Origin of the sequence: Microbulbifer sp. Q7 (assembly GCF_001639145.1) — a bacterium.
GTDB lineage: Bacteria > Pseudomonadota > Gammaproteobacteria > Pseudomonadales > Cellvibrionaceae > Microbulbifer.
In genome coordinates this window covers 992,160-1,017,845 of record NZ_LROY01000001.1, presented here as the reverse complement: position 1 = coordinate 1,017,845, position 25,686 = coordinate 992,160, and the positions used below count along the sequence as shown (strand labels likewise).

General features: G+C 58.7%; 21 protein-coding genes. 10 read left to right on the top strand and 11 right to left on the bottom strand.

Annotated elements, in window-relative coordinates; all coding sequences use genetic code 11:
• Nucleotide 1: 1 nt before the first annotated feature.
• The gene (locus AU182_RS04045; RefSeq protein ID WP_193754286.1) at nt 2-2,194 is read right to left on the bottom strand and encodes a transporter substrate-binding domain-containing protein; all 2,193 of its coding nucleotides are present in this window, start codon (nt 2,192-2,194) and stop codon (nt 2-4) included.
• A gap of 323 nt (nt 2,195-2,517) precedes the next feature.
• Here AU182_RS04045 and AU182_RS04040 point away from each other — a divergent pair, with 323 nt between their 5' ends.
• Together AU182_RS04040 and AU182_RS04035 are read left to right on the top strand one after the other, a co-directional pair.
• The gene (locus tag AU182_RS04040) at nt 2,518-4,746 is read left to right on the top strand and encodes a hypothetical protein (RefSeq protein WP_066960956.1); all 2,229 of its coding nucleotides are present in this window, start codon (nt 2,518-2,520) and stop codon (nt 4,744-4,746) included.
• Nucleotides 4,747-5,032: 286 nt separating this feature from the next.
• A complete protein-coding gene (locus AU182_RS04035; protein ID WP_227718112.1) occupies nt 5,033-7,492 on the top strand; it encodes a choice-of-anchor D domain-containing protein in 2,460 nt (819 codons plus the stop codon).
• Nucleotides 7,493-7,564: 72 nt separating this feature from the next.
• Here AU182_RS04035 and AU182_RS04030 read toward each other — a convergent pair whose 3' ends face one another.
• The 6 genes from AU182_RS04030 to AU182_RS04005 form a co-directional block, all read right to left on the bottom strand.
• Entirely contained in the window at nt 7,565-8,311 is a 747-nt protein-coding gene (locus tag AU182_RS04030; RefSeq protein WP_066960953.1) for a TerC family protein, read from the bottom strand.
• 84 nt (nt 8,312-8,395) lie between these two features.
• The gene (locus tag AU182_RS04025) at nt 8,396-8,785 is read right to left on the bottom strand and encodes an STAS/SEC14 domain-containing protein (RefSeq protein ID WP_066960951.1); all 390 of its coding nucleotides are present in this window, start codon (nt 8,783-8,785) and stop codon (nt 8,396-8,398) included.
• Nucleotides 8,786-8,926: 141 nt separating this feature from the next.
• Nucleotides 8,927-9,238 (bottom strand): hypothetical protein, encoded by a 312-nt coding sequence (locus tag AU182_RS04020; RefSeq protein ID WP_066960948.1) that lies wholly within the window; start codon nt 9,236-9,238, stop codon nt 8,927-8,929.
• Nucleotides 9,239-9,607: 369 nt separating this feature from the next.
• Nucleotides 9,608-11,125 (bottom strand): aldehyde dehydrogenase, encoded by a 1,518-nt coding sequence (locus tag AU182_RS04015; protein WP_066960944.1) that lies wholly within the window; start codon nt 11,123-11,125, stop codon nt 9,608-9,610.
• A gap of 98 nt (nt 11,126-11,223) precedes the next feature.
• Nucleotides 11,224-11,748, bottom strand: coding sequence for an asparaginase (locus tag AU182_RS04010; protein WP_066960941.1), 525 nt, complete (start codon nt 11,746-11,748; stop codon nt 11,224-11,226).
• Between the two features lie 137 nt (nt 11,749-11,885).
• Entirely contained in the window at nt 11,886-12,548 is a 663-nt protein-coding gene (locus AU182_RS04005; RefSeq protein ID WP_066960938.1) for a fumarylacetoacetate hydrolase family protein, read from the bottom strand.
• Nucleotides 12,549-12,703: 155 nt separating this feature from the next.
• Between AU182_RS04005 and serA the strand changes: the two genes are divergently transcribed.
• A complete protein-coding gene (serA, locus tag AU182_RS04000; protein ID WP_066960934.1) occupies nt 12,704-13,936 on the top strand; it encodes a phosphoglycerate dehydrogenase in 1,233 nt (410 codons plus the stop codon).
• Between the two features lie 164 nt (nt 13,937-14,100).
• Nucleotides 14,101-15,012 (top strand): EamA family transporter RarD, encoded by a 912-nt coding sequence (gene rarD / locus AU182_RS03995; protein WP_066960931.1) that lies wholly within the window; start codon nt 14,101-14,103, stop codon nt 15,010-15,012.
• Between the two features lie 27 nt (nt 15,013-15,039).
• On the opposite strand, the gene AU182_RS03990 is transcribed toward rarD, so the two are convergent.
• The 3 genes from AU182_RS03990 to AU182_RS03980 all read right to left on the bottom strand — a co-directional run bounded on the left by AU182_RS03990 (nt 15,040) and on the right by AU182_RS03980 (nt 18,598).
• Nucleotides 15,040-16,038 (bottom strand): alpha/beta hydrolase, encoded by a 999-nt coding sequence (locus tag AU182_RS03990; RefSeq protein ID WP_227718111.1) that lies wholly within the window; start codon nt 16,036-16,038, stop codon nt 15,040-15,042.
• 122 nt (nt 16,039-16,160) lie between these two features.
• The gene (gene fba / locus AU182_RS03985) at nt 16,161-17,225 is read right to left on the bottom strand and encodes a class II fructose-bisphosphate aldolase (RefSeq protein WP_066962110.1); all 1,065 of its coding nucleotides are present in this window, start codon (nt 17,223-17,225) and stop codon (nt 16,161-16,163) included.
• 209 nt (nt 17,226-17,434) lie between these two features.
• Nucleotides 17,435-18,598 (bottom strand): phosphoglycerate kinase, encoded by a 1,164-nt coding sequence (locus AU182_RS03980; protein ID WP_066960928.1) that lies wholly within the window; start codon nt 18,596-18,598, stop codon nt 17,435-17,437.
• A gap of 401 nt (nt 18,599-18,999) precedes the next feature.
• Here AU182_RS03980 and AU182_RS03975 point away from each other — a divergent pair, with 401 nt between their 5' ends.
• From AU182_RS03975 to AU182_RS03965, 3 genes are all read left to right on the top strand, one after another.
• Nucleotides 19,000-19,194: a CPXCG motif-containing cysteine-rich protein gene (locus AU182_RS03975; protein ID WP_066960926.1), complete on the top strand. Its 195-nt coding sequence runs from the start codon at nt 19,000-19,002 to the stop codon at nt 19,192-19,194.
• 261 nt (nt 19,195-19,455) lie between these two features.
• Complete coding sequence (locus tag AU182_RS03970; RefSeq protein WP_066960923.1) at nt 19,456-21,018, top strand: S8 family serine peptidase; 1,563 nt, start codon at nt 19,456-19,458, stop codon at nt 21,016-21,018.
• Between the two features lie 186 nt (nt 21,019-21,204).
• A complete protein-coding gene (locus tag AU182_RS03965) occupies nt 21,205-21,603 on the top strand; it encodes a globin (protein ID WP_066960920.1) in 399 nt (132 codons plus the stop codon).
• A gap of 126 nt (nt 21,604-21,729) precedes the next feature.
• Here the strand turns inward: AU182_RS03965 and AU182_RS03960 are convergent, their stop codons facing one another.
• Nucleotides 21,730-22,068, bottom strand: coding sequence for a hypothetical protein (locus AU182_RS03960; protein ID WP_066960917.1), 339 nt, complete (start codon nt 22,066-22,068; stop codon nt 21,730-21,732).
• A 449-nt stretch (nt 22,069-22,517) separates the two neighbouring features.
• Here AU182_RS03960 and AU182_RS03955 point away from each other — a divergent pair, with 449 nt between their 5' ends.
• From AU182_RS03955 to AU182_RS03945, 3 genes are all read left to right on the top strand, one after another.
• Nucleotides 22,518-22,748: a DUF350 domain-containing protein gene (locus AU182_RS03955; RefSeq protein WP_043320183.1), complete on the top strand. Its 231-nt coding sequence runs from the start codon at nt 22,518-22,520 to the stop codon at nt 22,746-22,748.
• Nucleotides 22,749-22,757: 9 nt separating this feature from the next.
• Nucleotides 22,758-23,573, top strand: coding sequence for a transglutaminase domain-containing protein (locus AU182_RS03950; RefSeq protein WP_066960914.1), 816 nt, complete (start codon nt 22,758-22,760; stop codon nt 23,571-23,573).
• A gap of 135 nt (nt 23,574-23,708) precedes the next feature.
• On the top strand, nt 23,709-25,649 hold the full coding sequence (locus AU182_RS03945; RefSeq protein WP_066960911.1) for a S8 family serine peptidase: 1,941 nt from the start codon (nt 23,709-23,711) through the stop codon (nt 25,647-25,649).
• Nucleotides 25,650-25,686 lie beyond the last annotated feature (37 nt).

The window sequence follows — 25,686 nt, the reverse complement described above, 5'->3', positions numbered from 1 at the left end:
ACTACAGGGACTGTTCCGACAACCGCTCCTGCCGCGCTACGGACAGGTAACCGAAGTAGCGATCGCGAATCTCCCGCACATAATTTACCGGCTCCCGTCCCCGCACGTAGCCAAAGCGGGCTTTTTTGTAATACTCCGGCTTGGATAAAAGCAACATGGCCTCTTCAACATTATCGAACCAGCGGTTCGGGTCTTTGCCGAGCTGCTCGGCGAGTACGCGGGCGTCCCGCACATGGCCATGTCCGGCGTTGTAGGCTGCCAGGGTAAAGTAGATCTTCTGGTCGAAGGGCAGGCTGCGGGGAAAACGCTCCTCCAGCCATCCCATGTAGGCGACCCCTGCACGAATACTGTTTTCCGGCTCATACAGCCCGCTGATACCCATTTGCCGTGCGGTGCGCGGCATCACCTGCATCAGGCCGCGGGCGCCGGCGAATGACCGCGCTTTCGGATTGAAGCGGCTTTCCTGATACATCTGCGACACCACCATGCGCCAGTCCTTGTCGGCAGGCTGCGCGTATTTGCGCACCAGCGAATCGTAGGGAGACAGCATGCTGGTATCCCGCAGGCGCTCGCGCTGCTTTTTTTCCAGGCGTTTATTTTCGCGGAAGTATTTGTTGTAGGTGACGTTGAAAAACAGCCCGCGGTCGTACTTGTTGAGGAAGCCGTTCAGCTGCTCCAGCAGCCGCGGCTGATCCCCGCGCACCGCCCAGGCAATATCCCGCTCGCCGGAAATATCCCCCACCACCCCGAAATCGTCGCGGTAGGTCTGCTCAATGGCCACCAGATGGGAATCCACCACGGTGTAGTCGTAACGGCCTTCCGCCACCGCATCAATCAGTTGTTCGGTGGTGGCACCCGCTACGGGTAAAAGATCGACCGGTTCCTGCGCGGAGGCCAGCAATCCGGTCAGGTTGGTGTAATAGCTACTGAACGGATTGACCGCAACGGTCTTGCCGTTGAGCCGTTGGGCGACCGGTACTGCAGCGACCGCATCCACGCCGTCGCTATGGCTATCGTTATCCGGCAGGTTGTCCACCGCGGTTACCAGCTGTTCGGTCACCTGCATATAGGGCCGGGTAAATACCAGCCCCTGCGCTTTACGCGCGTCTGTCACCGTCAGCGACGCCGCAATCAAATCGCCCTGCCCCGCGGCCAGGGCTTCTGCCAAATCCACATCCGGGCCGGGCACCACCATACTGAGCCGCAGGCCATGGTCGCGGGCAAAGCGCTGCAACAATTCATAATCAAACCCCATCAGCTCGCCACGCCACATGAAATAGGACGCGGGGTGATTGCGGGTCAGCACACGCAGGGTGCGGGTTTGCTGGATTTCGTCCCAGTCGCGCAGGGCACTGGCCCGTCGCTGGGCGGCGATCAGATGCTGTTCGGTAAAATATTCATTCAATGCCCGCTCGAGTTTCTGGCCATTGCGGCGCACCGCCCAGGCGATGGCGCGGCGGCTGTCTCGCAGGTCCTCGGCCTGCAGGCCCGGGTAATCCACGAGCAGTACTTCCGCGAGATTGCTGTCGATAACGGTGGCATCAAACGTGCCTTCCACCACCCCTTCGAGCAGTTCATCCTGGGTCACCGGCCCCTCGAGAAACCGCGGGGTGAGCACCCGGGATTCCGTGCTCTGCTGTTGCAGCGTTTCGGCAAAAGCACTGCCTTTTCTCAGCGCTACCTGAAGCTCGCCCTGATCGGTATCGGTTGCGCGGCGGGTAATCAGTTGCTCCTGCACATATTCCAGTGGTCGCGTGAAGGCGACCTGCCGGGCCCGCGCCGGTGTGCGGGAAAAATTCACCGCGATCAGGTCGCCGCGCCCATCGATCAAGGCGGGGATCAGCTGCGCAAAGTTATCGACATACACCCACTGGGGCTCGAGCCCATGTTGGTGCGCAAATTTTTCCGCGAGCGCCCGCCACTCGCCGGTGGGCAGACCATCCCGTGGCAGCGACTCTTCTTCCAGCCCCAGTGGTGCCAGCAGGCGTAGTGTTCCACGCGCCTTGATGGCTTCCAGGTCTCCACGCTCGATATAATTTTCAAACGCGGGGACAAGCTCTTCATCCGACGCCGCCAAATCTGAAGTAAGCTGCTCTGCTGCGGCCTCCTGGCCTTCCTCCTGCCCTCGAGCCTCGTCACCGCCCTTGTTCGTCTTCTCACCGCTACAGGCGGCGACAAGCAGGAGCATCGCCATGCTGCAGGCCCGGAATACTGCCCAGCTAGCCCGCACCCTTGTTTCCCTACCTGCGATAACAACCATCTCGGCAAACCCCTCATTGCTGTTGAGCGAGCCATTAATGTCTCACAAACTGTGATGCATTTCGAATTCGATCGAATTTTGCACAGAACGGGAAGCGAAGAATTGACTCTGGCCCTATTGGGACTCGACAGGTGGCGCTAACTGGGAATACGGGTTTGCGAGAACCTTAATCGGAGTTCTCAGGTTGCGCGCTGATCACCACGTATTTTCTCGCGTGCGATAGCCATCCACCCATATGACATGTGTGATCAAGAATAATGAAAAATCTTCGACACCTCACAATGGCGGCACTACTCAGTGCTTGCGCCACACCTAGCCTGAACGCCGCAACACTGCTCGATGAAGACTTTCAGGACGGCAACATAGCCGGCTGGAACACTTCGGGCACCGTTTATGCCAACGCCTATTACGGCAACTACTCGATTGGGCTGCGGGGACGCACCGCCAGTGCCACCTACACACTGTCTACCACAGGCTACGTCAACGTTAATATCGCGCTGGATATTTCCGCCTACTCGCTCGAATACGGCGAGACCTGTGTTGCAGAAGTTTCCAACAATGGCGGTAACTCGTGGGTAACGGCGATCACCCTGTACAACGGGCAAGATAACAGTGCTTTATATAGCGCAAACTCAGTGGCCATCGACGCTGACAACAAGTCCCAGCTGATGATTCGCTACCGCAATGGCGGCAATGACTATTACGATTATTGCTACGGCGACAATCTTCTCATCACCGGCGATGTGGCCAGCGGCGGAGGAAGTAGCGGTAGTGGCAGTAATGATGACTACTATGACGAGCTCACCGGTTCCGGCAATGTATCACGCAGCCTGCTGAGCTATTCCACTCTGACAACGGGTAGCGACCCCGGCAGCCGGGTAGATCTCTCCGCATACACGCTTCCACAGAATGCGGCGCACCCGGAACATGCCTTCGCGGGCATCCTCACCTTGAGCGGTGAAGCTACCGGTGGCAGTTTTTACGAAGTCAAAGATACCTACAACTACACGGGCAGCAGCGACAATACGCGTAAACACTTGCCCGAGTTCGAGTTTCAATTCATCCAGACCGGCAGCCATATTTTTCCTTTACAACGGGGCTCTATCGCCAGTGCGCACCCGAATTGGGAGTATGTACTGACACCGGGCCGCGTGTGGCAAGAAGCCAGTGACAATGGCTACAGTCGTGCCGCCATCCCTTTTGCCCTGCAACAGCGCAATGCGAACTGCATGCACAACGGGGTGATGACGTTCCTGTTCAAGGAAGACGGCTCTACTTCCAAGGTGGCCTACCAGATCAGTAGCGAAACCTGTCTCTACTTCAAAGCCGATTGGTGGGGGCTACTCGGTGCCGCCTACACACCGGAAACTATCGCCGGCCAGGGCCAGCTGATTCAGGATTACCAGGCAGAAATCGCCGCGCGCATACCGACCAAGCCGCTGTCTGCGCTAAGCACCGATTATCCGGGTACCGATCCCTCGGCTTTCGAAGCCCCTAGCGGCACTGATGCCAGCCACGTTTCCACGGCGGGCTTTATTTATGGCGGTGTGCATTACCGAGGTGACTGTGTAACGCGCTATGGCAATTATCCATACTGTGACTCCATGGTGGTGCCATCCTACTCCACTGCAAAATCTTTCTTTGCCGGTGTGGCCATGATGCGCCTGGAAAAGCTCTACCCGGGTGCGCGCAACACCACCGTCTCGAGCCACGTACCGGCGTGCAACAGTAATGGCAACTGGTCGGATGTAACACTGAATAACTTACTGGACATGGCAACGGGTAACTACGACAGCGCCACCTACATGTCGGACGAGGGCGCTTCACACACCGACGGCCTGTTCCTCACCGACAGTCACAGCAGCAAGATCAGCTATAGCTGCACCCAGTACACGCGAAAAGCGACGCCCGGTAACCAGTGGGTATATCACACGTCTGATACCTATATTGCCGGAACACATATGAACGATTACCTGCAGGATCAGCTGGGTAGCAGTGCCGATATTTTTGCTGACACCATTGTTGCCGACCTTTGGGAGCCTATCGGTGTGAGCCCCACGGGCCTGTACACACGCCGCACATACGATTCGGTAGCACAACCGTTTTCAGGCTGGGGGTTGATGTGGTTGCCGGATGACCTGGCAAAAATCGCACGCTTTGTGGGCATCGATAATGGTGAAATCAATAGCCAGCAAATGTTGGACAGCGCTGAGCTCGATGCGGCCCTGCAACGCAACAGCCTCGACTCCGGTACCGTACCACTTACCGACTATCGCTATAACAACGGTTTCTGGGCACACAATGTGGCTGGCGATCTGAGTGGTTGCAGTGGAAATCAGTGGATCCCATTCCTGTCAGGCTTTGGCGGAATCACCGTGGTTCTGCTGCCGAACGACAGCGTGTACTACTACTTCAGTGACAATGACACCTACTTCTGGCTCGAAGCCGTTCAGGCAGCACACCAGATCCAGAGCGCCTGCCAGTAAACACAGCGGCCTTTGCTACATCACTCAGGCGGGCCCTACCCAGGGCTCGCCTCAATTGCACCAGCAACCTTCCTAATGGAAATTTTCGCGCCTGTTTTTTTCTGGCTCCACCCGATTCGAATAGCTGGTCCTATAGAAAAAAGCCATCTCCCCTCATGTTACCTGCATGCAACTTCGCAATTCCCTGTGCGAGGCTGTATTGCAGTTCCACAAAAATAATCAAGGTGCGAATATGAAATCGAGAAACCAACAACCCCGGGCAAGGCTCTCGGCTGCCTTTATATTTTTGAGTACAGCCAGCATCGCCAGTGTCCAGGCGGAGACGCTGTATTCCGATAATTTTTCCAGCGGTGACATCAGTGGCTGGAGCGCCATAGGCAATGTGGATGCACACAACGGAACATTGCGCTTGCGCGGAGGTTCCAGCGCGAGCCATACACTTTCCACCGCGGGCTATTCTGCCGTTTCCGTTGCCCTGACCATGTCTGCAGGCTCTCTTGAAAATAATGAATTCTGCTACGGCGAAATTTCGACCGACGGCGGCAGTAGCTGGACAACGGCGTTAACCATTGCCAATGGCGACGACAACGGTACCCAGTTTAGCGCCAACAGCGCACCCGCGGGCATCGACAACAATATCAGCGTGCAATTGCGCTTTCGCGGAACCGGCTCTACGACGGGAGATTACTGCTATGGTCACCAGGCGCTGGTTACCGGCACTGGAGGCGCTCCTACCGATCCGGATATCGCCACACCCGGTTCCGTGAATTTCCCCAGCACAGCCCCCGGTAGCAGCAGCAACCAGGTTGTCACCGTTTCCAATGAAGGCTCCGCGGCTCTGGTGATTAGCAATACCACCACCCCGGCAGCACCTTTCAGCATTACCAGCAACAACTGCGCGACGGTCTCCGCAGGTAGCAGCTGCGCCATTTCATTAGCGTTTGCACCGTCGGCCGAAGGCAGTTTCAGCAGCGGTATCACCCTGACTTCCAACGACCCGGACGAGTCCAGTGTTACCATCGCGCTGAGCGGTTCGGCCGTGGAAGGCGGCGGCAGTGTAGAAGACTTTGACCCACTCACTGGCAATGGCAATGTCTCGCGCTCTGCTTTGACGATGACCACCTTGATTAACGGCAGCGACCCGGGCAGTCTCGTGGACTTCTCCCATTACGCGGTGCCCGCCCAGGCGGCCATGCCGACTAACCAGTTTGAAGGCTCGCTGGAGCTGTTCGGAGAGGCGACCGGTGGCGCCTTCGACGAACACAAAGACACCTTCCGCTACACTGGCTCCCAGGATACAACGCGCAAACACCTGCCGGAATTCAATTTCGAATTCGTGCAGACCGGCAGCCATATCGTACCCAGCGAACGCGGGTCTATTCCCAGCGCCCATCCGGAATGGGAATACGTGCTGACACCGGGGCGCGTGTGGAACGAGAACGGCGATGCCGGCTACAGCCGCGTGGCCCTGCCGTTTGCGCTACAGCAGAAAAATGCCAACTGCATGCACAATGGTGTGATGAGCTTCCTGTTCAAGGACGATGGCTCTACCTCCGATGTGACCTACCAGATCGCCAGCGAAACCTGCCTCTACTACCAGTTTGATATGTGGGGACAGCTCTCGGCGAGCTATACCCCAGGTACGGTTGCGAACAGCACGGCGCTGGTGAGTGCGTATCAAGCGGAAGTTGCGGCGCGCATGCCCACCAAACCGTTGAGCGCACTCGCACAGGATTACCCTGGCACCAACCCTGCGGCCTTCGCCACCCCGGACGGCAAGGACCCCGCTGCTATCTCGCTGGTCGGTTTCGTCATCGATGGCACCCATTATGTGGGCGGCTGCAGTACACGCCGGGGGACCTACCCCTATTGTGAGGCGCTGGTGGTGCCGTCTTACTCCAGCGCAAAATCCGTATTTGCGGGCGGTGCGCTGATGCGCCTGGAGCAGAAGTACCCGGGAACGTTCAATCAATCCATCGGCAGCTACATCAGTGAATGCAACACCAATGGTAACTGGAATGACGTGACCTTTGGCAACGCCCTCGACATGGGCACCGGCAATTACAAACTCGCCAGTTACATGAGTGATGAAGGGGCAAGCCATACCAATGACCTGTTCCTGCCGGAAGACCACGCCAGCAAGATCAGCTACAGCTGCACGGAATATCCTCGCAAGGCGGCCCCCGGTACCAAGTGGGTGTACCACACATCCGATACCTACATTCTGGGCACCGCGATGAATGCGTATGTGAAGGGTATCGAGGGCAGTAGCAGTGATATTTTCCAGGATATTCTGATTGATGAGGTACTGGCACCTCTGGGCGTCAGCCCCACCGCCGAATTCACTCGCCGCACCTACGACAGTATTCAACAGGCGTTTACCGGCTGGGGCTTGATGTGGCTTCGGGACGATGTGGCGAAAATCGGTAACTTTTTGGCCGGCAGCAGCCAGTCCGTCTTGCATCAAGGGCAGCTGGATGCCGCGCTACAGCGCGATGCCAGTGACCGGGGTCTGGAGCCGCTGACCGATTACAAATACAACAACGGCTTCTGGGCCCATGAAATCAGTAGCAACATCAGTGGTTGCAGTAACCCGCTGTGGCTGCCGTTCATGTCCGGTTACGGCGGCATCTCGGTGCTGATCCTGCCCAATAATTCACTGTATTACTACTTCGGAGACGATGACGAATACAAGTGGATGGAAGCGGCGCAGGAGGCACACAGCATTCGCAGCCTCTGCCAATAATGCGCATCAATAAAACTCGGGAACAAAAAAGGGGCGATCCATTCGCCCCTTTTTTTATTTACCCTGACGGGCTCAGTCTGCCCGTATCGGTTTGTGTAACTTGACCGCTTTCGCCTTTTTGCTGCGCACACGGATGTTCAGCATTTCCACCATCATCGAGAAGGCCATGGCAAAGTAGATGTATCCTTTGGGCACGTGTACATCGAAGCCCTCAATAATCAGCGTGACACCGACCAGGATTAAAAACGATAGCGCGAGCATTTTAATGGTGGGGTGCCGATCGACAAAATCACCGATGGGTTTAGCCGCCACCAGCATCACCGCCACGGCCAGGATAATGGCGATCGCCATAATCGAGATGTGGTCAACAAGCCCCACCGCGGTAATCACCGAGTCCAGCGAAAACACAATATCCAGGATGGCGATCTGCGCAAGCACCATACCGTAGGTTGCGGTGGCCGTGCTGGTGGTTTCACCATCGACGCCCTCCAGGCTGTTATGAATTTCGTGGGTTGCCTTGAACAGCAGGAACAGGCCACCGCTTATCAGGATAAAATCCCGTCCGGAAATTTCTTCACCCAACACGGTGAACCACGTCTCGGTCAGCCCCATGATCCAGGCTATGCAGAACAGTAGTGCCAGGCGGGTAATCATTGCCAGTGCCAGGCCGATAAAGCGCGCGGATTCACGCTGCTTTTCCGGGAGGCGCCCAACCAGGATGGAAATAAAGATGATGTTGTCGATCCCCAGAACGATTTCCAGAGCAGCCAGCGTGGCCAGTGCAATCCAAGCCTCGGGGCTGGCAATCCATTCGAACATGCCAAGTTTCCTGTATTTATTGTAATAGTTGCCCGCACAGCCCCCGCCGGAGGCCGTATCGGTGAAAGTAAATTAGAGGGGAGTTTACGAGGTTTCTTTCAGCCACGCCAAGGCGGGCGCCTTGTCTTCAAAGAAGCGGGCTTCGCCTCCGATAAACCAGGTGCCGATTTTGGCCGCGGTTTCCTGCCAGGCCTTGCTGCCCACCATGGCCACCTTGTTGAACTTACGACCGTGCTTTACACCGAGTTTCAGATCATCCCAGGCAGCACGGATTTCCCAACCTTCCAGTTCGCGCACGTCCATCAGCACATCAATCTTGGGCTGCTCCATCCCCGCAATGGCGGTTTCGAGCATGGGCACCAGGGTTTCGTAGTCTTCGTGCTCCAGCTTGCCGCGCGCGTGCATCGTCAACAGCACCCGCTGGTTGCCGGTGCGTTCGATACTGACAGAAAAGCCGTGGTGGTAGTCGCTCATGTTCACTCCTATTCCATCGAGGTGCCCGTGAAATACATACAGGTTCAACACGCTGGTATAGGGTGAAACAAGCCGGGGAACAAGCCCCCGGCGGCAGTACAATTGACGAGTGAGACTCGCGAGAGTAATAGGCGAGTGAGATTAGCGGGAAAGGATATCGACAATCTCGTGCGTCGCATGTACCAGGCGGATCAGCTCGCCTTCAATACGCACCGTTACCAGACCGCGGGAGTCCACCGGGTGTACCACCACCGCGTGACGATAGATCTCATCCTCCAGTACATAGCCCGGAGCGAGTTTTTTCTTCCAACCAGGGGGTAGCTCACCGCCGCGCTCGACTTTCTTTTGCAGCCCGGGGGGTAACTCGCCGTTCTTGTCCGGCTTGGCCATCGCATTGGCGGTGGCAAACATCAGCGCAGATACAACCAGAGATGTGGTGAGTTGCTTCAACATATCGATTTCCTTGCTCGTTGGTTCGAGTGAATCTGGAGCCCATTTGATGCCTGACCGGCACCTTGCAGGATATTCCCATCCTACACCGCGACGCTCCGCCCCCGTCCGAGGTAAATCACAGTTTCAGACTGCGGGAGAAAGAGTACCCCAATGAAGCTGACCCCAAGCTGAATACAAAAAAGGGCCGCGTGTGCGGCCCAAAGGAGTCAATAGTGGCAAACCCATACTGGAATCGCTGAAAAACGTAGCGAGCGGGTGCCTGGTGGTGGCCGCCGGAGCGGAGGCAGCGGAGTGTATAAGTCATACATGAGCATGCCGAGCACCGCCGGACGCCGCCAGGCGCGCGCGCAGTAGTTTTTCAGTGATTCCTCAGCTGATGTCGATCCAGGTGGACTTTAGCTCGCAGTATTTGTCCAGCGCGTGCAGGGACTTGTCGCGGCCGTTGCCGGACTGCTTGAAGCCGCCGAAGGGCACGGTGATGTCGCCGCCAAAGTAGTTGTTGATCCACACAGAACCGGCACGGATGTCGCGGGCCATGCGGTGTGCGCGACTGATATCTTTGGTCCACACACCGGAAGCGAGGCCGTAGATGGAATCGTTTGCGATTCTCAGAGCCTCTTCCTCGGTTTCAAACTCGATAATGGAAAGTACCGGCCCGAAGATTTCCTCGCGCGCGATGGTCATGTCGCCGTTCACGCCCCTGAAGATGGTCGGCTCGTAGTAGTGACCGCCCTCAACCGCATCTGCCGGCTTGCCGCCGCACACCAGCTGTGCGCCCTGCTCCAGACCCTTCGCCACATAGAATTCGACGGTATCGAACTGGCTCTGGTCGATCAGCGCACCCATCACACTGTTGGGATCCTGCGGGTGGCCGGGCTTGAAACGCTCGGAGGCTTTTTTCACCTTCTCGATGAAGGTATCGGCAATGCCTTTCTCCACCAGCAGGCGAGTGCCGGCGGTGCAGGTTTCGCCCTGGTTGTAGAACACTGCCAGTGCCGCGGCTTCCGCGGCCTTGTCCAGGTCCGCGTCGGCAAACACGATGTTCGGGCTCTTGCCGCCCAGCTCAAGGAAGGTGCGCTTGAGGTTGGACTGGCCGGAGTATTCGGTCAGGGTCTTGCCCACTTCGGTGGAGCCGGTGAACGTCAGGCCGTCGATATCCATGTGCAGGCCCAGGGCTTTACCCAGGGTGCTACCGGGGCCGGGCAGCACGTTCAGCACGCCGTCGGGCAGACCGGCCTGCTTGGCGAGCCCGGCCAGCTTGATGGCGGTGAGCGGGGTATTGGACGCGGGCTTCAGAATCACGCTGTTACCGGTGGCCAGCGCCGGGCCCAGCTTCCACGCTGTGGTGGACAGCGGGAAGTTCCACGGCACGATGGCGGCAACCACGCCCAGCGGCATGCGGGTGATCAGGCCGATCTCGGTGGGGCCGGTGGGGGCGATTTCATCGTAAATCTTGTCGATGGCCTCGGCGTTCCAGCGAATGGTGGTGACCGCGCTGGGCACGTCCACATTCATGGTATCGCTGATGGGCTTACCGGCATCGAGGCTTTCCAGCAGGGCAATTTCCTCGCGATGTTCCTCGATCAGCTCGGCAAAGCGCACCAGGATTTTCTTGCGCTCCATTGGCGGCATGTGCGACCAGACACCGGATTCAAAGGTATCGCGCGCGACCTTGACCGCGAGCTCGGCATCTTCCGGACCACAGCTGGCAATCTGCGCCAGCTCGCGACCATCGGCGGGGCTGGTGGAAGCGCGGGTCTTGCCGGAGAGGGCGTCCACGTACTCGCCATTGATAAAGGCCCGCCCCTCGATGGTGAGGGCATCGGCCATGGCGAGCCACTCCTGAAGCGTCTGCGGGGTCGGCTTATTCTTTGCCTTGTCGGTCATGGCACACCTCGTGTGAAGTCTGAGATTAATAACTGAAGGATTATTCAGTTTATACCTAAAATGTGATCACAAATCAAAGCCTGACGGCCTGCGGCGATTCAGACCGCCTCAAATGTGCCGGTTTCGAGGTTTTTGCGCGCGCCGGGAATTGGAAAGACCCGGTTGTGGAACGCGATGTAGAAGCCGGGCTGCACCAGGCGCGCGGTGAGCAGCGCTTCGGTGACGTTCTGGCGGGCGTCGGAGTCGATGAACCCCATGGGGCGCATGGCGCCGGTGAATACCACCGGCACCTTGGGAGTCCCCAGCTTGGCGTAGCAGTATTCGGCGGTGACGGACATGGTGTCGGTGCCGTGCAGGATAACGATGGGGTCGCCCTGCTCGGCGGTGTGCTCGATGGCCTCACAGATCTGATCGCGGTCGCTGTCGTCCATTTCCAGCGAGTCCTTGTTGAGGACACTCTCCAGCTCAAGATTGGTGTAAGGCAGGCGCAGGCTGCTGATAAGGCCGTCGCGAATAATCGAGGCGCGATTCTTCAGCGTGCCCTCGGATTCGCAGTAGCTTTTTTCGATGGTGCCGCCGGTGGTGAGAATGCGAACGGTGGCTTTCTGGTTGAGATCTGTCATCGCTTTTCCCGCTGAATGAGTACAAAAATGCGCATATTAGTGGTGGTTTTGGAATGGGACAATCTTAGCCTGCCATTTATGTCACAACACGCCCTACCCGCCTCGCACACCCACAGGGAGTGCACCGGGGGCCGCCATCACACCACCGAGGTTTCCACCCGCAGCCAGTCGTCTTCCAGCCCCATGGCAAGCCGGTCGCCCACGGACAGCTCACCCACCCCCGCCGGGGTGCCGGTGAGCACCACATCCCCGGGCAGCAGCGTAAAGTGGCTGCTGATATAGGCCACCAGGTCGAGGATGGGCGTGAGCATGTGGCTGGATTTGCCACGCTGGCGGACTTCACCGTTTAGCCACAGGGTATAGGTGAGATTGTCCCAGTCCGGCAGCCAGTCGAGTTTTACAAAGGGGGACAGGGGGCAGGCGCCATCGAAGCCTTTGGCCTTCTCCCATGGATGGCCCTGCTTTTTAAGCGCGGATTGCAAGTCACGCAGGGTCAGGTCCAGGGCCAGCCCCAGCCCGGCGATGGCACCCGGCACATCCGCGGCATTGGCTTCAGTCAGCGGTTCGCCAATCAACAGCGCCAGCTCGCCCTCAAAGTGACAGCTGCCCCGCCCCCGTGGCAGGTGCACTGGCTCCGCCATGGAGACCGCCGCTGTGGCCGGCTTGATAAACAGCAGCGGCTCCTCGGGTACCGGGTTATTCAGCTCCTCGGCGTGGGCCGCGTAATTGCGCCCGACGCACACTATCTTGTTTAACGTGAGATCGACGGGACTATTGCAGGTAAAAGTGTGCTTATACATAACCAAATTCGATAACTAGGATAAAAATTGCGTATAAAGCTTTGTAAAGCCCTTGTGGTATGATGCCGCCCTCGCCGGGTTCCCGGCGGTCTCCAAACCTATTTCGATAACCTTTCGCGAACACCCTTTTATCGCGCTCGGCCAAGAGACCCGTTATGGCTCCACAGATTTCTCTTCAGAAAGACAAAATCCGTATTCTGCTACTGGAAGGCGTACACCAGTCTGCGGTGGATCTGCTGTCTTCCCGCGGCTACACCAATGTGGAATATATCAAGACCGCCCTGCCGGAAGATGAACTGATCGAGAAGATTGCCGATGCGCATTTTGTCGGGATTCGCTCCCGCACCCAGCTGACCCGCAAGGTGCTGGAGAACGCCAGCAAGCTGATCGCCGTGGGCTGCTTCTGCATCGGCACCAATCAGGTGGACCTGGAAGCCGCCACCGACCTCGGCATCGCGGTATTCAACGCGCCCTACTCCAACACCCGAAGCGTAGCTGAACTGGTGATCGCCGAGGCGATCATGCTGCTGCGCGGCATCCCCGAAAAGAACATGGTGTGCCACCGTGGCGGATGGCAGAAATCGGCGGTCGGCTCGTACGAGGCCCGCGGCAAAACCCTGGGTATCATCGGCTACGGCGCCATCGGTTCGCAAACTTCCGTACTGGCGGAAGGCATCGGCATGCGGGTGATCTTCTTTGATGTGGTCACCAAGTTGCCCCTGGGCAACGCCAGCCAGGTCAACAGTCTGGACGAACTGCTGGCCCAGTCTGACGTGGTTTCCCTGCACGTGCCAGAACTGCCCTCCACCAAGTGGATGATCGGCGCCGAACAGATCGCCAAAATGAAGAAGGGCGCCATTCTGCTGAACGCCTCCCGCGGCACCGTGGTGGAAATCGAACCGCTGGCAGAAGCACTGAAAAGCGGCCACCTCTCCGGCACCGCCATCGACGTTTTCCCGGTGGAGCCCCGCGGCAACGACGACGAATTCCTGTCGCCCCTGCGCGGGATCGACAACGCCCTACTGACGCCCCACGTAGGCGGTTCAACCGTAGAGGCCCAGGAAAACATTGGTGTGGAAGTGTCCGACAAGCTGGCGCTCTACTCCGACAACGGCACCACCACCAGCTCGGTGAATTTCCCGGAAGTGGCGCTGCCGAGCCACGCTGGCGCACACCGCCTGCTGCACATCCACAAGAACGTGCCCGGGGTACTCGGCGCGATCAACCAGGTGTTTTCCGACAACGGCATCAACATCTCCGCCCAGTTCCTGCAGACCAACGAAACCGTGGGCTATGTAGTGATCGACGTGGATGCAGAATACTCCGACCTGGCGCTGGAAAAGCTGAAGAATATCCCCGGCACCCTGCGCTGCCGCGTACTGTTCTGATCAACCCCGAAGCCGCTATCTGACAGGCTCCCGGCGGGTCTGTTAGACTCCCGCAAACCCGGCGGTGGTGTACCTGCTACACCACCGCCGGGTTTCTTGTTTTTTGTCTTCCCGAACCACCGTCTCAGGCTGCGCGGGCCGCCTGTGAGCCAGGGCTACTCTTCGTGCACAACAATCAGCAGAACTCCGATTCCGCCGCCACAGGTTTGCTGGCGGGTTTGGGCGCGTACCTTATCTGGGGCATAGCGCCGCTCTATTTCAAATTGCTGGGCGATCTCTCGGCGCCGGAGATCCTCGCCCACCGCAGTATCTGGTCGCTGTTGCTGGCACTGGTGCTGCTGGCGGCACTGGGCAAGCTGAAGGGGCTGCGCGCGGTTCTGACCTCGCGCACCACCCTGCTGGCGCTGCTGGTGTCCACCGCACTGATCAGCACCAACTGGCTTATCTTCATCTGGGCGGTGGTGAATGACCACCTGCTGGATGCGAGCCTCGGTTACTACATCAACCCGCTGATCAGCGTATTGCTTGGGGTACTGGTACTCGGCGAGCGCTTGCGACCGCTGCAGTGGATCGCCGTGGCCCTGGCCACACTGGGTATTGGTTACGAACTGTGGCAGTTCGGCAGCCTGCCGCTGGTGGCCCTCGGCGTTGCACTGACGTTTGGTTTTTACGGGCTGGTGCGCAAGAAAACACCGGTGGACAGCCTCACCGGGTTAACCGTGGAAACCCTGTTCCTGCTGCCGCTGGCGGTGGGCTTTCTGTTCTGGACCACCAGCCCCACCAGCAACCTGCTGAACAATTCCTGGGAACTGAATGGCCTGCTACTCCTGGCCGGCCCCATTACCCTGACACCGCTGCTGCTGTTTAACATCGCCGCACGCCGCCTCAACCTCTCCACCCTGGGCTTCCTGCAGTACCTTGGGCCAACGATTATGTTTTTCCTCGCGGTACTGCTGTACAACGAGCCGTTTGATAAGGCCAAGCTGGTGACCTTTATCTTTGTGTGGACGGCTCTGGGCTTTTACTCGGTGGACGCCCTGATGCAGCGGCGCAAGCGTCGCGCACTGAGAAACTAATAAGAAACGAGACGATTTAACCCGCCCTCAGGGCTGGTCCAGCCAGGCATCGAGGGCGGCGAGAATCTGCTGTCGGTAGGGCTGGGTCTCGTTGATCATCTGGTGGCGGGCGCCGCGGATGATGACCCGCTTGCTATTGGGGAAGCGGTCGCGAATGACGCGCATGTTGTAGCGCCAGTCGACGGTCTGGTCGTCGGTCCCCTGCACCACCAGGATTGGCCGGCGGTTGCGGTGGGTTTTGGGGAACACCTTCAGCCAATCCACCATGGCCCCGAGCCAGCGGATCGACATTACCGGCGACTGCAGCGGGTCGCGATGGGCCTGGCGTCGTGCAAACTCGGCGTCATGGGTGTTGATATTGAACCCGCGACTCGGGCGCGGCATCAGATAGCGGCCGAGATAGAACATCCACTTGCGCAGATGCCAGTTGGCGGGCCGCACCAGCGGGGCCAACAACATGATTTTGTCAAAGGGCTGCCACAGGCTGAACTGCAAATAACTCAGCAGCGTCGCACCGCCGGTGCTCTGCCCCAACCCATGCCAGGGTTCTGGCACCTTGCCCTGCGCCCGGCGCAGCAACGCCTCCAGCACCTCCCGGTACTGCAGAAAGGTATCGATGGCCACCGGCTCGCCACTGGAAAGCCCGTGCCCGGGAAAGTCCACCGCAACCACATTGAAACCACGCTGCAGGCCATACCGGATGGCGGCGCCGTAAATTCCGGTGTGGTCGAAATAACCGTGGCAGATAAACAGGGTGCCCCGGGGCTCGGCCACCAGCCAGTACTGGGCAACCAGTTCGAATCCGGCGGCCTTGAAGGTGCCGATGCCGGTGCCCGCGGCTTCGTCAAAATTCAGGTGGTAATAAGTGCGGTAGGAGGCCACCGACCCGGGAAGGGGCTGATCACAGGCAAAGTCCAGCGCGGGCAATTCCTTGCGCAGCGCCGAGTAATCCGGCCGGCGAATGACCGGCGTGGGCTCGATAGCATTAAAGTCTTTCAGCAGATCCATGACCCAATGGTACTGCATTTTAAAACGAAAAAGGGCGAACCGAAGTTCACCCTTTTGCTGCATCCCCGAAAATCGCGGGGCTCTAAAATCGCCGCGCGGACGCCACCCGGCGCACGCGCGGTAAATTTTAGACGTGCCCGTCAATTAATCTTGGGCACCAGTTCACCCTTCTCATAGCGCTGGTACATGGCTTCCAGGCTAATGGGTTTGATCTTGCTCGCGTTGCCGGCGGTGCCGAAGGACTCGTAGCGGGCCAGGCAGATGTCTTTCATTGCCTGGGTAGTGGCCTTGAGGAACTTGCGCGGGTCGAATTCCGCCGGGTTCTGGGCCAGGAAGCGACGCACCGCGCCGGTGGAGGCGAGACGCAGGTCGGTATCGATATTGACCTTGCGCACACCGTGCTTGATGCCCTCGCAGATCTGCTCGACGGGCACACCGTAGGTTTCCGGAATCTCACCGCCGAACTCGTTGATGACCTTCAGCCACTCCTGGGGCACCGAGGAGGACCCGTGCATCACCAGATGGGTATCCGGAATGCGCGCGTGGATTTCCTTGATGCGATCGATGGCAAGAATGTCGCCGGTGGGCGGACGGGTGAACTTGTAGGCGCCGTGGCTGGTGCCGCAGGCAATGGCAAGGGCGTCCACCTGGGTCTTCTTGACGAAATCCGCGGCTTCTTCCGGGTCGGTCAGCAGCTGGTCGTGGGACAGCACACCCTCGGCGCCAACACCGTCTTCCTCACCGGCCATACCGGTTTCCAGGGAGCCGAGGCAACCCAGCTCACCCTCGACAGACGCACCACAGGCGTGGGCCATTTCGACAGCGCGCTTGGTTACGTCCACGTTGTACTCGTAGGAGGATGGGGTTTTGCCATCTTCCATCAGTGAGCCGTCCATCATCACCGAGCTGAAGCCCAGCTGCAGGGAACGCTGGCAAACGGCGGGACTGGTGCCGTGGTCCTGGTGCATCACCACCGGGATGTGCGGAAACTCTTCCACGGCAGCCAGGATCAGGTGACGCAGGAAAGGCGCACCGGCATATTTACGGGCACCGGCAGAGGCCTGGACGATCACCGGGGAGTCGGTTTCATCGGCCGCCTCCATGATCGCGCGCATCTGCTCCAGGTTGTTGACGTTGAACGCCGGCACGCCGTAGCCGTGTTCGGCCGCGTGATCCAGCAGCTGACGCAAGCTGATTAAAGCCATGAAAAAACCCTTTCTCGTCGATATAAAATTGGTATTTGGTACTGCATGTGCGTGCGATTCCTGAGCGGGGCCCGGTCGCATCTCTTTTTTAATCGGGTACTGCTTTCTGGGTACCTCGGTATCTACATCCGTATCTACAACATCTAAAACAACATCAAAACCGCAGGCCGCTAGCGAGGTGGCGCCCGCAGGCGCCACCTGCCACACACTTAGTCGTTGGCGCGGCTTTCCAGCATGGCGACCGCCGGCAGTACTTTGCCTTCCACGTACTCGAGGAAAGCACCACCCCCAGTAGAAATATAGGAAACCTGCTCGGCAATGCCGTATTTGTCCACGGCCGCCAGGGTGTCGCCGCCGCCAGCGATGGAGAAAGCGTCACTATCGGCAATTGCCCTGGACAGGCGCTCAGTGCCGCCACCGAACTGATCAAATTCAAACACACCCACCGGGCCATTCCAGATAATGGTCTTGGCGCTCTTCAGGATTTCCGCCAGCGCCGCAGACGAATCCGGGCCGATATCGAAAATCATGTCGTCTTCTGCAACTGCGTCAGCGGCTTTGGTTTCTGCCGCCGCGGACTCGCTGAACGCCTTGCCGGTGACCACATCGCTGGGTAGCGGGATATCGCATTTCTGCATCAGGCCCTTGGCGGTGTCGAGCAGGTCGTGCTCACACAGGGATTTACCCACCGGCTTGCCCGCCGCCGCGAGGAAGGTGTTGGCAATACCGCCACCCACAATCAGTTGGTCCACTTTGTCCGACAGGCTCTCAAGCACCGTCAGCTTGGTCGACACTTTGGAGCCGCCAACGATGGCCACCATGGGGCGCGCGGGCTCGGCCAGGGCTTTCTCCAGGGCATCCAGCTCTGCGGCCAGCAGCGGGCCAGCGCAGGCAACCGGCGCGAATTTAGCCACGCCATGGGTGGACGCCTGGGCGCGGTGCGCGGTGCCGAAGGCATCCATCACGAAGATGTCGCACAGGCTGGCGTACTGCTTGGCCAGCGCCTCATCGTCTTTTTTCTCGCCCTTGTTGAAGCGAACGTTTTCCAGCAGGGCCACGTCACCGTCTGCAAGTTCCACGCCGTTCTGCCAGTCTTTGATGACCGGCACATCCTTGCCCAGTAATTTGCTCAGGTGGGCGGCGACCGGTTCCAGGGAGAATTCTTCGGCGTATTCGCCTTCGGTGGGGCGCCCCAGGTGAGACATCAGCAGGACTTTGGCACCGGCATCGGAAGCGGCCTTGATGGTGGGGAGTGCCGCGCGAATACGCGCATCGGAGGTAACTGCACCGTCTTTCACCGGCACGTTCAGGTCTTCACGGATCAGTACACGCTTACCCGCCAGATCCTGGTCCTTCATCAATTTAACCGCCATAGCCAATCCTCATTTGCTGGTTGCTGAATACTCACTCACCCGATTTGCTACCGGGAGAAAGCGGGCGCGGATTATACGCCCTGTACCCCTCGGCGGTCACCGCTGCTGCGGTCATTGCGGCACCACTGGCCAGGCGGCGCAGTATATCAACCGGTTTTGTAAATGGATTACCGCACAGCAGGAATACAGGGGTGACACCGTTGTCATTTTTACAAGAAGGCAAAAAACACAGTAATTGCACTTGCCGCCAGGCATGGCGGGCCGGAAGAACGTAGATTTATGCCATGGCCCGCCGTCAATTCGCGGCCAACCACGTGAGCAAATGCTATTTATGTAACAGGTTCTTGCGAGGCTAGAAGCCGGCCAGATTTCAACCAGTAGACACCGGGAAGTCGTCAACCATGTTCACCGTAGAAGAATTCAGCGACCGATGCCCCTATTGTGGCGAGACCATCCTGCTGATGATCGACACCTCAGCCGGCAGCCGCCACTACATCGAAGACTGTGCCGTATGCTGCCGCCCCATTCAGGTACTGGTGAGCGTGGACCTGGAGGGGGACTGGCAAGTGCAGTTAAAACACGAGAACGACGTGTAATCGCCCTGCACCCTGTGTCGCGAGCAGACGAACAATACCGCAACCCCCTCCAGCACCTTGTCACCGTTTTCCACCTCGAAATTCCTTTTTGCTAAGCACCCCCCAATACGCGGCACGGGCCGTTGGTGGTGCGCACAAAGCTGCTAAATTTTAGCTACCGGCTGTACGCCAGTCCCAATTCCAATGGGCACTGAATGGCAAGCAGCCAGTTTTCCAATCCAACAATAAGAAGTACCAGACAAAACTGGAGCTCCACAAAGAATGAAAAAAATAATTCCAACCCTGTTCGCCAGCGCGCTCGCCCTGTCGTTGGCCGGCCAGGCCAGTGCCGCCGACGAGCGCTATATCATCAAGTTCAAGGAAGGTAAGGGCCAGGCCGTCAAATCCATGATGGAAAAGAATGGCGGCCGCTCCGCCCTGGCACTGCAAAAACGCAACGCCATGGCCGCGAACCTACCGGCCAAGGCCCTCAGCGCGCTGCGTAACAATCCGAATGTGGAATACGTGGAACAGGATGTAAAACGCTACCCGATGGCGGAAACCGTTCCCTTTGGCATCCCCATGGTACAGGCCGACCAGCTCAGCGATGCCATGGCCGGCAACCAGACCGTGTGCATCATCGACTCGGGCTATTCAATCAATCACGAGGATCTTCCCAGTGGCAATGTGACCGGTAATTACGACGCCGGTACCGGAGACTGGTTCACCGATGAAGACGGCCACGGTACCCATGTCGCCGGCACCATTGCCGCCATTGGGGGCAACGGCAAGGGGGTTGTGGGCGTAAACCCCAATGGCAACCTCAACCTGCATATCGTCAAAGTCTTTGGCGCTGACGGCTGGGCTTATTCTTCCTCACTGGTGGCCGCGGCGGACGAGTGTGCGGCAAACGGCGCAACGGTAATCAACATGAGCCTGGGCGGCACCTTCAAGTCCCGCACCGAAGAGCGTGCCTTCGCCGACCTGTATAACCAGAATGTGCTGTCCATTGCTGCCGCCGGTAACGACGGCAACACCCGTCACTCCTACCCGGCATCTTACGACGCAGTGGTCTCGGTAGCGGCCATTGATAGCAGCAAGATGATCGCGGACTTTTCCCAGCAGACCGACCAGGTTGAATTGTCCGGCCCCGGTGTCGACGTGCTGTCTTCCGTACCCGTGGGCATGGGCCTTTCGACCACCCTCAGCGTCGGCGGCAGCGCCATCGAAGCGGCCGGCATGGATGAAAGCCCCATGGGTAATGTCACCGGTAACCTGATGGATTGCGGCCTGGGCGAGTCTGCCTGTGCCGGTGCGGCGGGCCAGATCTGCCTGATCTCCCGCGGCAACATCAGTTTTGCGGAAAAAGTGCAGGCCTGTGAGGCCGGTGGCGGCATCGGCGCAGTCATCTACAACAATGAACCGGGCATTCTGTACGGCACCATGGGCGGCGTTGCCACCAGCATCCCATCTGCGGGCATTTCCGATACCGATGGCGCAGCGCTTCTGGGCCAGCTGGGCAGCAGCGCCAATCTGGCCGTTGAGCCGAGTGACTATGCCTACTTCAACGGTACCTCCATGGCGACGCCGCATGTAGCCGGCGTCAGTGCGCTGGTTTGGAGCCACTTTCCCAGCTGTTCCGCTAGCCAGATCCGCTCGGCGCTCACCAGTACTGCGGAAGATCTGGGTGCGGCCGGCCGCGACAATGCCTATGGCTACGGGCTGGTACAGGCCAAAGCTGCTGTGGATTACCTGACCGCGAACGGCTGTGGCGGTGATGGCGGTGATAACGGTGGCGGCGGCGGTGGCGGCAAGCCCTGCAAAGGCAGAAACTGCACGCAGTAATCGGTATAACCACACCACAAGGGGCCTTCGGGCCCCTTTTTTATTGCCGGCCTCTCCAGCCTGGTTGCTCGTCTCCGCCCCCTTGAAAATGATCTGGATCAATTTTGCCGTGATGACCACCGCTAGAATCCGCGGTTGCCTGCGCCTGTGTGCGCAAAAATAACAACAGCCAGGGGGGTACCGGCAATGGGAAATGCCGACAGTGATATCGTTTTTCAGAGCTATGGCCGCTGCTGCAATAACGAACGCTTCTTCATCGACTTTTACGACCGCTTTATGAGCAGCTCTGAAGTCATCCGCTCGCTGTTCACACACACCGACATGCCGGCACAGCGCCACCTGCTGCGCAATGGCATCTTGCAACTGGTGCTGCACGCCCGCGGCATGCCGGATACCAAACTGCGCGCCCTCGGGTGCAGCCACTCGCGCAAGGGACACAACATCCGTCCGGAATGGTATGGCTTGTGGCTGGACGCATTACTTGCCACTCTGCGCCAGTACGACCCCCAGTTTGATGAAGCGACCGAACTCGCCTGGCGCCGCGCCATCGGCCCCGGCATTGAGCTGATCCGCGCAGCCTACTGAGCGGCAGCCCACTCATTAGCGGGCGTGCAATCCACACACAATAAAAAAGGTCTGCCAGTTCCCCGGCAGACCTTTTTCCTCTCCCTCAATCGATTGAGAGTTACGATTGAGAGTTACGATTGAGCGTTACTGCTGCAGATCACGGATGCAGCTGTTGTACTCATTGATGTACACCTGGCTACCGCGATTGGGCACCTCATTGGATTTATCCGCAGCCGCATTACGACAGCCCTCAATCTGGTCACCGGTCAGACCGGTACCCGGCAGAGTCTGACTGCGCTGATACATATGCGCTTGCGATACACGGTCCTTATGCGCCTGCACAGTGGGCTGAGGAACCTGATAGAACATGCCGGTTTCCTCATTGAACTGGTAGAAGTTATCGCCGCTGTGCCAATAGGTTTTACCCAAAATCTGCACTTCCGAAGCACCAGCCGGCAGCTGAGACATCGGTTGCTGTGCCATCGCGACACCAGAGAGCGAACAAAACAGAACTACAGGTAGTAAATAACGCATGGAGAACACCTCCTCTTTCAACGTGTCCGGAAGTCTACTCAGCGAAAATACCGTTCCCAACAAAAAACCCGCTAAAATCCCGCCTATCTGAAACTGTAACGGCAACTTTGGTCAGGGGTTTTGCTTCGATCAACTTATCACTGCTGTTCTACCCTCAAAGCCTTTTGGTATGCACTGGTTTCCTCCAGTGCGGTGCTTCCGGAGCACGGTTTTTCCTGGTGTAAAAATGCTTTTCTGCACACTTTTTTGTCTGCAGGCCCACCTCCAGCCACGTTTGTACCGGGAAGGGCCCCGATTGCACTGCGAAACCCAAGGTACACGGGTCGCAAACAGCGGGCAGAAAAGCCGCGGCGCTTATGCTCTAATTGCCCAAAATTGACCGACATGGACCGAATCACGTGCAATCTGAATTCCTCACTGCAACCCTGTTTAATCTTGGACTGAACCTGCTGTATACCCTGCTGGCGTTACTGATTGGCATGGTGGCGCTGCTGATCATCGACAAAAAGCTGCTGAAGCACGTAGACATCGAAGGGGAACTGAAGAACGGCAATATCGCCGTGGCTATTTTTGCCTCAACGATCCTGATCTTCGTCGCATTGATTATTTCTTTCGGGCTAAAAGGCTAGGCGCTGGCAGTGAGGTGGTTACTTGCCAGCGCCCTGCTGGCCATAGTGCTGTTGCTGCCGGAAGTTGTGCGACAGTGGCAACATTTGCCTGCGCAACACACCTTGCAGGAGCGCAAGCTGGTATCCGTGCGCGGCGAGCCGGAGACACCCGGCGTGCGCGACAACCAGCGGGGTACGGTAGTCGTACCCGGCACCAGCGCCCCACTCACGGAGGCCATGGTGCAGCAGGCGGTAGGACAGCGCTCCGAACACGACAGCAGCTACATCTCGGTATGGAACTGGCAGGGCCTGGAATCGGTTACCGCATCCGCGCGTGGCCTCGACAAGCTGCATCATTTCGCCAACAGCTACCTGGTGGGCTTTCAACCGTTTGAAACCAAAGCGCTGTGGGTACCCCTGTACACCCTGGCAACCCGCAAGGAATATCAGTACGACCATCTGCAGTACGCCGGGCTCGCGGATATCTGGCAGACCTCGCGCCAGGCCTATTACCAGAAACGCGGAGACTGTGAAGACCATGCCATCCTGCTCGCCGACTGGCTGATCAACCTCGGCATTGATGCGCGCGTCGCCCTGGGCACGCACAGGGGGCAGGGCCATGCCTGGGTGATCGCCATTGTCGACGACACCGAATACCTGCTGGAAGCCACTAGCAAGCGCCGCCAGTCCACATGGCAGGCCATGCCACTGGCGGCACTCGCAGAGGGCTACGAGGTCGAGTTCCAGTTCAACCGGGACTACTTCTGGGCCAAGACCACCTCCGCCCCCACCCGCCGCTACCGCGGCAAGCACTGGATTAAAAAATCTCAGTTTATTCGCGGGTGATGCCCGGCATCCGCGTGCGATCTCGCAATTCTGGCCAGCACGCACCCGCCTGCTAGGCTTAAATGAGTGGCGCCAGGATGGTGCTGTGATCAGTCCGGCGCGTCTTCCCGCGTCCAGCAGTACAAGGATGTAACCGTGGCCTTTTTTTCCGTTCGGCGCGCATCGGCGAGCCTGTGTTTTGCCCTCGCCGCGCTCTTCTCGGTGACTTCCACCGCACAAGCATCTCCCGACATTTCCAGCGCGAGCTCTGCGCCCCATGCGCAGCAGCTTATTCTGCAATTCGCGCTGCCCCGCCAGGATCGCAACGCACCGGAAATCGCGGCCAATCTGTCCAGTATTGCCGGAGTGAAACTGCACTACCGCCGCAGCCTCGCCAACGGACAATTCGATGTATTGCGACTGCAACACCCGCTCGCCCCAGCCAGCTTGCAGAGGCTGGTCAGTGCCCTGAGCAACCAGCCCGGCGTGCTTTCGGTAGAGGTGGACCAGCTGATGCAGCATACCGCGGTACCGGGAGATAGCCGCTACAACGAGCAGTGGCATTATTTTGAGGCCACCGGAGGTATTAACCTTGAGACGGCCTGGGATACCCACGACGGCAGCGGTGTGGTGGTAGCGGTGATCGATACCGGCATTACCGACCATTCGGATTTGAATGACAACATTATCCTGGGCTACGACTTCATCGATGACACCGCAGTGGCCAATGATGGCGACGGCCGCGACAGCGACCCTAGCGATCCCGGCGACTGGCTGCGCGCGTGGGAGTGTGGTTTCTTCAATCCATCCCAGCCGCGCAACAGTAGCTGGCACGGTACCCATGTGGCCGGCACCATTGCCGCTTTGACCAACAACAACCGCGGCGTTGCCGGTGTCGCCCACGGGGCCAGGGTACTGGTCGCCCGGGTACTCGGAAAATGCGGCGGCTACACGTCCGACATTATCGATGCCATCGTATGGACGAGTGGCGGTAACGTGCCCGGTGTGCCCACCAATAACACCCCGGCGCAGGTCATCAATCTCAGCCTTGGCGGCACGGGCAGCTGCAGCACGGCTATGCAAAATGCGATCAACACCGCGCGCAGCAATGGTGCCACCGTGGTGACGGCGGCCGGCAACAGCAACGCAGATGCCGGCGATTTTTCTCCCGCAAACTGCAATGGCGTCGTGACGGTGGCGGCTACGGATCGCGAGGGCAATCGCGCGTCCTATTCCAACTACGGAACGTCCATCGATCTCAGCGCGCCGGGTGGCGAAACCAGCACCAGCGGTAACGGCGTTCTCTCCACCCTCAACAGTGGCACTCAGGGGCCGGCGGGAGAAAACTACCGGTTCTATCAGGGCACCAGTATGGCAGCGCCCCATGTGGCCGGCGTGGCCGCGCTGCTGTATCAGGCAAACCCCGACCTTTCTCCCGACCAGGTGCGCGACGCACTGCGCGACACCGCGCGGGACTTGCCCGGTAACTGCAGCGGCGGTTGCGGTGCCGGAATCCTGGATGCCCGTGCCGCGCTCAATGCGGTCAGTGATGGCAATCAGCCGCCGGTTGTGGGATTCACGTGTGTGGACGAGGCACTGACCATTGACTGCCAGGATCAAAGCAGCGATGCCGACGGTAATATCACCGCGTGGGACTGGGATTTTGGTGATGGCAACCGCAGCAGCGTCCAGCACCCCAGTCACACCTACGGTGCGGCCGGCACCTATTCCGTATCCCTGACCGTCACCGACGACGGGGGCACCAGCGCCACCCGCAGCCAGACCGTCACGGTCACCGACCCGAACACCAGTACCCCGAACCAGGCTCCAATTGCCGACTTTACCTTCTCGGTCTCCCGCACGACTGCCAGCTTTACCGATACCAGTAGCGACGCCGACGGCACCATTGAAAGCTGGCACTGGGATTTTGGCGATGGCAGCAGTTCCAGTGCGCAGAACCCGAGTCATGAATACGCGGAAGATGGCACCTACAGCGTAACCCTGACCGTCACCGACGACGCCGGCGAAAGCCACTCGGTTACCAAAAGTGTTAACGCAACCTGCCGCTTCCGTTGGGGCGGGCGCTGCTACTTTTAAGCACCAAACATACGACCATAAAAAACGGCGCCATGCG